Source organism: Catenulispora yoronensis, assembly GCF_039531695.1.
Taxonomy (GTDB): domain Bacteria; phylum Actinomycetota; class Actinomycetes; order Streptomycetales; family Catenulisporaceae; genus Catenulispora; species Catenulispora yoronensis.
Genome location: NZ_BAAAQN010000076.1, coordinates 44056 through 53641 on the forward strand (window position 1 = coordinate 44056; position 9586 = coordinate 53641).

Consider the following 9586-nt stretch of genomic DNA (forward strand, 5'->3'; position numbering starts at 1 on the left):
CCTCGCCCTACCTCTCCACGCTGATCGGGTATCCAGTCTGCCCGCCGTCGAGCAGGTGGTCGTCGCACCCCTTCAGGAACTTGTCGAAGAACGACGCCACAACCGCCCGATCGGCCCTGACGGCGGCCCGCGCCCGCGCCGGATCGGCCGTCCCGATCCCGGCGACCAGCGTCGCGTCCGGAACCCGCCCGGCCAGCTGCGCCAGCAGCGCCTCGGCGTCGGTGAACGACGCGTGCTCGGAGTCCAACAGCGTGACGTCGGCCTTCCACCCGCGCTGGTGCTGCCAGAACGCGGCCCACGACGGCTCCCGGCGCACATCGCTCCCGCTGTGCCCGCTGCTGCCCATCAGCAGGAACGGCCGGTCCAGACCATGCTGCGCGACCTCGCTGAGATGCGTACCGTCCGGCTCCTGCGTGTACTCCATCGTCCCGTCCATGTCGACGCCCGCCTTGATCCGCGGGTCGTCGTACATCGTCGACGCCGCGGTGAACCCGCCGCCGGACTGCCCGAACATCCCGATCCGGCTCAGGTCCATGCCCGCCGTGAGCCGGTGCGGCAGGCTGCCGAGCCGGTCCAGCACCAGCTTGGTGTCGGCGACCCGGACGGCGACCAGGTTCTCCAGGAAGTCCGGGAACGTGCCGTTCTGCGCCGCCTGCCCGGCCAGCGTCATCAACGGCCCGTTGTCCACGACATGCCCGTCCGGGAACTGCACCGCCGGCCCCTCACCGGTGTGGTCGACGGTGACGACGACGTAGCCGCGCGACGCGAGGTCCTCGACCAAGGTGACGTTCCAGTCCCGCGCATCACCCGCCCCCGGCGAATACAGCACGACCGGGAAACGCCCCGCGGCCATCGGCGCGTCGGCCACCGAATGCGTCTTCGTCGCGGCCCAGTTCACCAGACCCGGCGTGAGCTCGAAGCTCCCGTCCAGCGCCGGAGCCACCCCTGCGGCGACCGCCTTCGGGAACTGGTTCGTGGTCGTCACACCATGCCCGCCGCCGTGCTTCGCCGGGTAGAAGACGCTGATCATCAGCTCGCGATACGGCTGGCCCGGCACCCACGGATCGGCCCGGGAGTCGTCGACGAGCCGGAACGTGGACTCGCCAGTGGCATACCGGCCCGACGGCGCCGGAAGCCGGAGCGTGAGCCCCTGCCCTTGCTCCTGCTTCCGCTCCGGGGCCTGCCCTCCCGCATTCGCATTGGCAGCCGTCGGCACAGCAATCCCGGCAATCCCAGCGATGACGACACCGGCCAGCGAAGCGGCGGCAAGACGAGAGGCGCGCATGGGTGACTCCTTCTGAAGCAACGTCGCAAAGATCGAACACTTCGATCTTCGCAACCCGCCCCGGGCCCGAACCATGGTGCTGCCTGCGGTTTCACCCATCCGGCCACCCACACCGGCCATAGGGCGGATATCCGCCCCCACCCAATGCCTCAGCGGCCTCCCACCCCGATCCCCGCAAGCATCGCCTTGATCGCCGGGCCGGCCTTGTCGTTGCCGAACCCACCGTTCAGCACGACGCACGCCACGGCGATGTCGTGCTGCGGATCCACCACGATCATCCAGCTGTCGGGGTTCTCGCCCTCCCGCTCCGCCGTCCCCGTCTTCGCGCCGAGCGTCGAGCTGATGCCGCGAAGCGACGTGGCCGTACCGTCAGTGACCACACCGCGCATCAGGGTCCGAAGACCCGCGGCGACGTCCGCCGACAGCGGCGTCGCCGTCGCCTGCTTCGCGCCGGGCACCAGGATCGGCTGCTTGAACGACCCCGACGCGACCGTCGCCGCGACCGAAGCCATGGTCAGCGGACACATCGTGATGTTCCCCTGGCCGAAGGTCTCGGCCGCGAACCGCTCCTGGCCGTCGGAGACCGGGACCTGCCGGTCGTCCGCCGTGCAGTAGGTCGCCGGTCCCAGGCCCATGTCCCACGGCTGGTTCAGCCCGAAGTAGGTCTTCGCCTCATCGGCGAGCGCGGACAGGCCGGACAGGCGATCGCGCAGGCCGACGTACGAGGTGTTGCAGGACTGCTCGAACGCGTCGGCCAGCGTCGCGTTCGGGTAGCCGTTCTTGAGGCCGTCGTCGTTGTGGTACGTCTGCGAACCGACGGTCGACGTCGGCGGGCACGGCGCCGGATCCGAGGGCTTGACCCCGGCCTGCATCAACGCCGCCGTCGTGATGGTCTTGAACGTCGAGCCCGGCGCGCGGGTCGCGTGGTAGGCCAGCCCGGCTGTGGTCTTGGAGTTGCCGGCCATCGCCAGGACACCACCGGTGCTGGGCTTGATGACGACCATGCCGGACTCCGGATACGCGTTCAGAGCACGTTCGGCGGCGCTCTGGACCTTGTCGTCGAGCGTCGTCGACAGCTGGAGTCCGGCGGTGGTCGTCGAGGCGCCGACGGGATACGACGGCGCGCCAGCTATCACCGCGCCGGTGTTGACGTCGACGAAGTTGATCCGCAGGCCGGTCGGTGCCGGGGATCCGCCCGGCCGCGCCGTCGCCAGCTTGGCCAGAACCGTGCTCAGGCTGGGATGCGCGGCGGCCGACAAGGGCACGCCCTTGGCGTCGACCACGGCCACCGGCGGTGGCGTCGCCGTCAGCGTGCCCTGCGCGCCGAGCTGCGGATGGATGATCGCCGACGACCAGTGCACGAGCGGCGACGCGGTCCCGGACGCGGGGACGACGGCCAGCAAGGATCCGTACTTCCATTGCGGGCCGCCGCCGAAAGTGTCAACGGCGGTGAAGTTGAAGTGGTTCACAGTCTCCTGTGAACCCAATGTCAGCTGTACTGACGCGGGGTTCAGCGATTTCATGACCGCTTGGAGCCGCGGTCCGGCGGCCTTCGCGTTGTCGGTGAGGGCACCGGCCTTGGCGTAGTCGCCCGATGCCCAGGCGTCGAGGAAGGCCTTGGCAACCGCTTCCGGGGTGGCCGGTTCGGCCGTGGCGGTATTGGCGGGGTTGGCGGGGTTGGCGGAATCGGCGGAACCTGCGCTGGCCGCCGGACCGGCGCCGTCCTTGCTGGAACTGGTGGAACGCGGCCACAGGGCCACGGACGCGATCGCCACGGCGATGACCGCCACGATCGCCGAACTGATGGTTCTGGTCTTGCGGCTCATCGCGCTAGGAGAACCCGCGCCGCCCGATCCTGTCCAAGAGTCATATCGGAAACGCATTCATAGCAAAGTGACTATGATCCCATGTCGTGGACCTGCTGGCGCACCTGAAGTACTTCCGGACGGTGGCCGAAGAACAACACTTCGGCCGCGCCGCCGTGCGCCTCCGGCTGGCACAACCCTCGCTGTCGCAACGGATCCAGCGTCTGGAACGCGAACTGGGTGTGCGGCTTTTCGACCGCGGGCGCGGCGGCGCGGCGCTGACCCCGGCCGGGCGCCTGGTGCTGGCCCAGGCCGAGCCGCTGCTCGCCGCCGCCGACCGGTTGCGGGCCGTGGTCGGCCGGCTCCAGGACGGCGAGGCCGGGACGCTGCGCGCGGCGGTGCCCGAGCAGCTCGGCGGCGCGGCGGTCGCGGCCCTGCTGACCGGGTTCCGCGAGCGGAGTCCCGGCGGCGACCTCGACCTGCGCGAACTGAGCACCGCCGACCAGGTCGCGGAGCTGGCCGCGGGCACGCTCGACGCCGGGATCGTGCGGCATCCGTGCCCGGCCGTGGGGTTGGCCTTCGGCCCGACGCTGCACCAGCCGCTGGGCGTGCTGCTCGCGGCCGACGATCCGCTGGCGGGTCAGAGCTCTGTCGACCTGCGCGTCCTGTCCGGGCGCGATCTAGCCCTGCCGCCGCGCGCGACCGGCCCGGCGCTGCACGACGAGACGCTGACAGCGGGCGCCCGTCATGGTTTCACGGCAAACATTGTCCGGGGTGTCGAAGGCCTCGAATTCACGCGGGCGCTCATCATGTCCGATCCGAACCTGGTCGCCCTCGTCCCCGAGCCGGCGCCGACAGCCGGAACGGTATGGCTGCCGCTGACGGGAAGCCCTCTGACCTGGCGCATATCCGTCGCCTGGCGCCAGGGGCACGACGGCCCGGCGGTCCGGATGTTCGCCGAGACCGCCTTCGATGTGTTGCGGAGCCACGGCGGGATGCACACCGCCGTCCCCGAGCAACGCCAGATCCCGCGCGCGATATCGGAGTTCCTGCTGTGAACGAGACCCGCCGCGCGGCGAACGAGAGCCGTCGTCCAGGGAGCGAGGGCCGCCGAGCCGCCGCCCGGATCACCGCCGCCTTCACCGACGCCGGCGTCACGGGACGACTGCACGCGCTCGACATCGACACCGGCGCGACCGTCTCCGTCGGCGCGACAACACCGGAACCGACCAGCAGCCTTCACAAGGTGTGTCTGCTCGCGACCCTCTATCGCGAGGCCGCTGCCGGTCGCCTCGATCGCACGCGCCAGATCGAGATCCCCGCGGAAGCCCGGACTCCAGGCTTGTCAGGGATAGCACTTATGCGGGACAGCGTCCGGCTCTCCTTGCGGGACCTCGCGACGCTGACAGTCGCGGTCAGCGACAACGCCGCCGCCGATGTCCTGTGGCAGGCCGTCGGGGTCGAGACGGTGAACCGCACGATGGCCGCACTCGGGCTGCGCGAGACGGTCGCCGTCCACGTCATGGCCGACATCCAGCACCTGCTGACCGCCGAGCGCGGCAGGCTCGCCGACCCGGGCGACGTCGGGGAACTCAGTACCCTCAGCGTCCTCGATCCGGCGCGCACCAACCGCTCCACGCCCCGGGAACTGACGGCCCTCCTCGCCGCGATCTGGCGCGACGAGGTCTGCGGCGGCGAACTCGGGACGGAACTGCGGTCCCTGCTCGGCGGGCAGGCGTGGACCCATCGGCTGGCTTCGGGGTTCCCGTTCGACGACGTGAGCGTCAGCGGCAAGACCGCGACGCTGCCGACGCTGCGCGCCGAGGCCGGTGTCGTGGAGTACCCCGACGGAGGCCGCTACGCGGTCGCGGTTTTCACACACGCGGCGTCCGCCTCCGCCATCCTGCCCGCCGCCGACGCCGTGATCGGCTCCGCGGCCCGGATCGCGGTGGACGCGCTGCGGGCCCTGTGACCGGCGGCGGGATCCGCCGGTTGGAAGTCGAACTGTTAGGAACCTTGACAGACCTCTGGTCTAGTCCAATGATGTCCCCCAGGGCGGCCGCCCCTTCCAAGATCCATTCCTGATCAATGCCCTGCCACCTGGGAGCATCATGAAACGGACAGGCCGTCATCTCCGCGCGCTAGCGACCGCCGCGGCGACGATAGCGGCCAGTGCCGGCGCCTTCATGGCGTCTGCGACAGCTGGCCATGCCGCCACTCCAGCGGCGACCCCCACCCCGGCGCACATCTTCGCGCCGTACTTCGAGGCGTACAACGGGGACGACCCGGCGACGCTGAGTGCGGCGTCCGGTGCGAAGTACCTGACGATGGCGTTCATCCAGGCCGCCACCAAGGGTTCCTGCACGGTGTACTGGAACGGCGACACCTCGATGCCGATCTCGTCCTCCACCTTCGGCGCCTCGATCACCAAGATCCGGGCCGCCGGCGGCGACGTGATCCCGTCCTTCGGCGGTTACACCGCGGACAATACCGGCACCGAGATCGCCGACAGCTGCACCAACGTGAGCTCGATCGCCGCCGCGTACGAGAACGTCATCACCACCTATGACGTCACGCGGATCGACCTGGACACCGAGGACAACTCGCTGACCAACACCGCCGGCATCGACCGGCGGAACAAGGCCATCAAGATGGTCGAGGACTGGGCGGCGGCCAACGGCCGCACCATCCAGTTCACCTACACCCTGCCGACCACGACCAGCGGCCTGGCCTCCTCCGGCCTGAAGGTCCTGCAGAACGCGGTCACCAACAACGCCCGGATCGACACCGTCAACATCATGACGTTCGATTACTACGACAACGCGGGCACGCACAACATGGCCAACGACACCAAGACGGCCGCCACCGGCCTGAAGAACCAGTTGGCCACCCTGTACCCGAGCAAGACCACCGCGCAGCTGTGGGGCATGATCGGCGTCACCGAGATGCCGGGCATCGACGACTTCGGCGCGGCCGAGACCTTCCAGACCGCGGACGCGGCCCCGGTGCTCAGCTGGGCGCAGTCCAACGGCATCGGCGAGATCTCGTTCTGGGCGCTCCAGCGCGACAACGGCGGCTGCCCCGGCACCGGCGGCTCGGACACCTGCTCGGGCATCTCGCAGAGCCAGTGGTTCTTCAGCAACACGTTCGCCCCGTTCACCAGTGGCGGCACCACGACGAACGACTTCTCGGTGAGCGTCTCCCCGACCTCGGGCTCGGTTCCGGCGGGCTCGTCGGCCACCGCGACCGTGTCCACCGCGGTCACCTCCGGTAGCGCGCAGTCGGTCTCGCTGACCGCCAGCGGTGCGCCGTCGGGCACCACGGTGACGTTCAACCCGAGCTCGGTCACCGCCGGGGGCAGCTCCACGGCGACCATCGCGACCTCCGCGTCCACCCCGGCGGGCACCTACCCGATCACCATCACCGGGACCGGGGCCACCGGCACGCACACCGCGACGTACAACCTGACCGTGACCAGCGCGCCCACCAACGACTTCTCGGTGAGCGTCGCGCCGTCCTCGGGCTCGGTGGCTCAGGCCGGGTCCGCGACGGCGACCGTCTCGACCGCGGTCACCGCGGGCACCGCGCAGTCGGTCACCCTGACCGCCACCGGCGCCCCGACCGGCGCCACCGTGACGTTCAACCCCAGCTCGGTCACCGCCGGCGGCACCTCCACCTTCACGGTGGCCACCTCGGCCTCGACCCCGCCCGGGACCTACCCGATCACCATCAAGGGCACGGCGGCCTCCGGCAGCCACACCACCACCTACACGCTGACCGTCACCGGCGTCGTCACCAACGACTTCTCGGTGAGCGTCGCCCCGGCCTCCGGCTCGGTGACGGCGGGCTCCTCGGCCACGGCCACCGTGTCCACGGCGGTCACCTCCGGCAGCGCGCAGACGGTCGCCCTGACCGCCACCGGCGCCCCGACCGGCGCCACCGTGACGCTGAACCCGACCTCGGTCACGGCCGGCGGCACCTCCGCGCTGACCGTCGCCACCTCCGCGTCCACCCCGGCGGGCACCTACCCGATCACCATCACCGGGACCGCGGCCTCCGGCAGCCACAGCGCCACCTACACGCTGACGGTGACCACCGGCGGCACCACGACGATCGTCAACGGCGACTTCGAGAGCGGCTCGCTCTCGCCGTGGACGTGCCAGAGCGGTGACGCGGTCGTCAGCAGCCCGGTCCACGGCGGAACGCACGCCGCCCGGATCTCGGCGACCAGCAGCGCCACCGGCGAGTGCGACCAGACGGTGACCCTGACTCCGAACAAGAGCTACACGCTCAAGGTCTGGGTCCAGGGCAACTTCGCCTTCGCCGGCGTCTCCGGCGGGGCGAGCGCCAGCACCTGGGCCACCGGCTCCACCTGGACCCAGCTGTCGATCCCGTTCACCACGGGCGCCAACGGCACCGTGACCGTCTTCGTCCACGGCTGGTTCGGCCAGGGCGACGTCTACGCGGACGACTTCACGCTGTCCTGAACAATGAAGTAGATCAAAGCGGCGTTCCCCGCGCTCAGCGCCCGATTCCCTCGGGCCGCGCGGGGAACGCCGCTTTTCCCCGCGCAGGTCGGACCACGTCAATCCCACCCGTCGGCAAATCACTCGATATAAGGAAGTACCAAAGCCACATATTGTGGATCAAACTCAGAAATTGGTTATGTGGAAGCATGCCTTCCGACGCCATGCCGCAGAGCCCGGACATCGTCCAGGACAGCCAGCTCAGCCTCAGCACGGCCGCCGCCCGGAACCTGGCGACCACGACCAAGACCGTTCCGCAGATGCAGGGCATCACGTCCCGCTGGCTGCTGCGGAAACTGCCCTGGACCCAGGTCTCCGGCGGTACCTACCGCGTCAACCGCCGCCTCACCCACGCCGTCGGCCGAGGAAGAGTGGCCTTCGACCAGACCGGCGAGGACCTCCGCGTCCTGGCCCCCACCCTGACCGAGTTACCGGCCCTGCGCGGCTTCGACGACGAGGCCCTCCTGAGCGAACTCGCCGGCCGCTTCACCCAACGCCGCTTCACCGCCGGCGAACAACTGGCCGAAGTAGGCCAACCGGTCACCGAGATCCTCCTGATCGGCCGAGGAAAAGTCGCCAAAGTCAGCACCGGCAAATACGGCGAAACCACCGTGGTAGGCGGCTTCGCCGACGGCGACCACCTCGGCGACGAAGCCGCCGGCGAAACCACCACCTGGACCTACGGCGCCCGCGCCACCACCTCCGGCACCCTCCTCGCCCTCCCCCTGACCGCCTTCCAGGAACTCCTCGACCGCTCCGAACCCCTGCGCACCCAACTCGCCGCCCACGCCCACCGCAGTTCCCGCCGCACAAACCGCAAGGGCGAGGCCGAGATCGAACTGGCCGCCGGCCACGAAGGCGAAGCCGACCTCCCCGGCACCTTCGTCGACTACGAACTCAACCCCCGCGAGTACCAACTCTCCGTCGCCCAGACCGTCCTCCGCGTCCACTCCCGCGTCGCAGACCTCTACAACGACCCGATGAACCAAACCGAACAACAACTCCGCCTGACCGTCGAAGCCCTCAAAGAACGCCAGGAACACGAACTGGTCAACAACCCCGACTTCGGCCTCCTGGCCAACGCCGCCAACGAACAACGCATCCACACCCACGCCGGCCCCCCCACCCCCGACGACATGGACGAACTCCTCTCCATGCGCCGCTCCACAAAGTTCTTCCTGGCCCACCCCAAAGCCATCGCCGCCTTCGGCCGCGAATGCACCAAACGCGGCGTCTACCCCACCAGCGGCGAAATCGACGGCAACCGCGTCTTCGCCTGGCGAGGCGTCCCGATCTACCCCTGCTCCAAAATCCCGGTAACAGACCACACCACCTCCATCCTCGCCATGCGCACCGGCGTAGAAGACCAAGGCGTAGTAGGCCTCCACCAAACAGGCCTCCCCGACGAACTCGAACCAAGCCTGAACGTCCGCTTCATGGGCATCGACGACAAAGCGATCATCTCCTACCTAGTGACCGCCTACTACTCAGCAGCCATCCTGGTCCCAGACGCCCTAGGCATCCTGGAAAACGTGGAGCTCGACCGCCCCCGAGGATGAACCACAAGCACAACCCCAGACCTCGACGGCCCGTGCGGCGGACCGCCGAGGTCGCTTTCGCGGCGCCGAAGCACCCACAGAATCAGCCAACGCCACGACTGCCGGCCAGCATCACAACCGGTCGCCTCGCGACCGATCGCCCTGCCACCATCACAACCGGCGGCGGCCAGCCCAACTGATCGGCATCGCAACCGGGTGCCTCGCCACCGCCTGAACTGGCGGCGGCCAGTAGGACCTGTAGTCATCGCAACCGGCCGCCCCGCTTTTGACTTTTGGTTTGCCCAAAAGTTAGGTCTTCGGTTCCGGTCTTTCCGTCGCTTCGGCGGGCGCAGCCAATCGCGCCGCCCAGGCGGTGTCAAGGCTCGCATCAGCCAGGGCACGGCACCCAAAGGGTCGCCTTGATACCGCCTG

The 9586-nt window shown here is 69.5% G+C and carries 6 protein-coding genes; 4 read left to right on the top strand and 2 right to left on the bottom strand.

Annotated elements, in window-relative coordinates; translation table 11 throughout:
• Positions 1–7 precede the first annotated feature (7 nt).
• Both ABD481_RS40635 and ABD481_RS40640 read right to left on the bottom strand, forming a co-directional pair.
• Positions 8–1285, bottom strand: coding sequence for an alpha/beta hydrolase family protein (locus tag ABD481_RS40635; RefSeq protein ID WP_344671234.1), 1278 nt, complete (start codon positions 1283–1285; stop codon positions 8–10).
• Between the two features lie 149 nt (positions 1286–1434).
• Positions 1435–3111: a penicillin-binding transpeptidase domain-containing protein gene (locus ABD481_RS40640; RefSeq protein WP_344671235.1), complete on the bottom strand. Its 1677-nt coding sequence runs from the start codon at positions 3109–3111 to the stop codon at positions 1435–1437.
• Between the two features lie 86 nt (positions 3112–3197).
• Here ABD481_RS40640 and ABD481_RS40645 point away from each other — a divergent pair, with 86 nt between their 5' ends.
• The 4 genes from ABD481_RS40645 (at position 3198) to ABD481_RS40660 (ending at position 9175) form a co-directional block, all read left to right on the top strand.
• Positions 3198–4148 (top strand): LysR family transcriptional regulator, encoded by a 951-nt coding sequence (locus tag ABD481_RS40645; protein WP_344671236.1) that lies wholly within the window; start codon positions 3198–3200, stop codon positions 4146–4148.
• 68 nt (positions 4149–4216) lie between these two features.
• Positions 4217–5062: a serine hydrolase gene (locus tag ABD481_RS40650; protein ID WP_344671240.1), complete on the top strand. Its 846-nt coding sequence runs from the start codon at positions 4217–4219 to the stop codon at positions 5060–5062.
• A gap of 139 nt (positions 5063–5201) precedes the next feature.
• On the top strand, positions 5202–7577 hold the full coding sequence (locus ABD481_RS40655; protein WP_425559396.1) for a cadherin-like beta sandwich domain-containing protein: 2376 nt from the start codon (positions 5202–5204) through the stop codon (positions 7575–7577).
• Between the two features lie 188 nt (positions 7578–7765).
• Entirely contained in the window at positions 7766–9175 is a 1410-nt protein-coding gene (locus ABD481_RS40660) for a family 2B encapsulin nanocompartment shell protein (protein WP_344671238.1), read from the top strand.
• Positions 9176–9586: the final 411 nt, after the last annotated feature.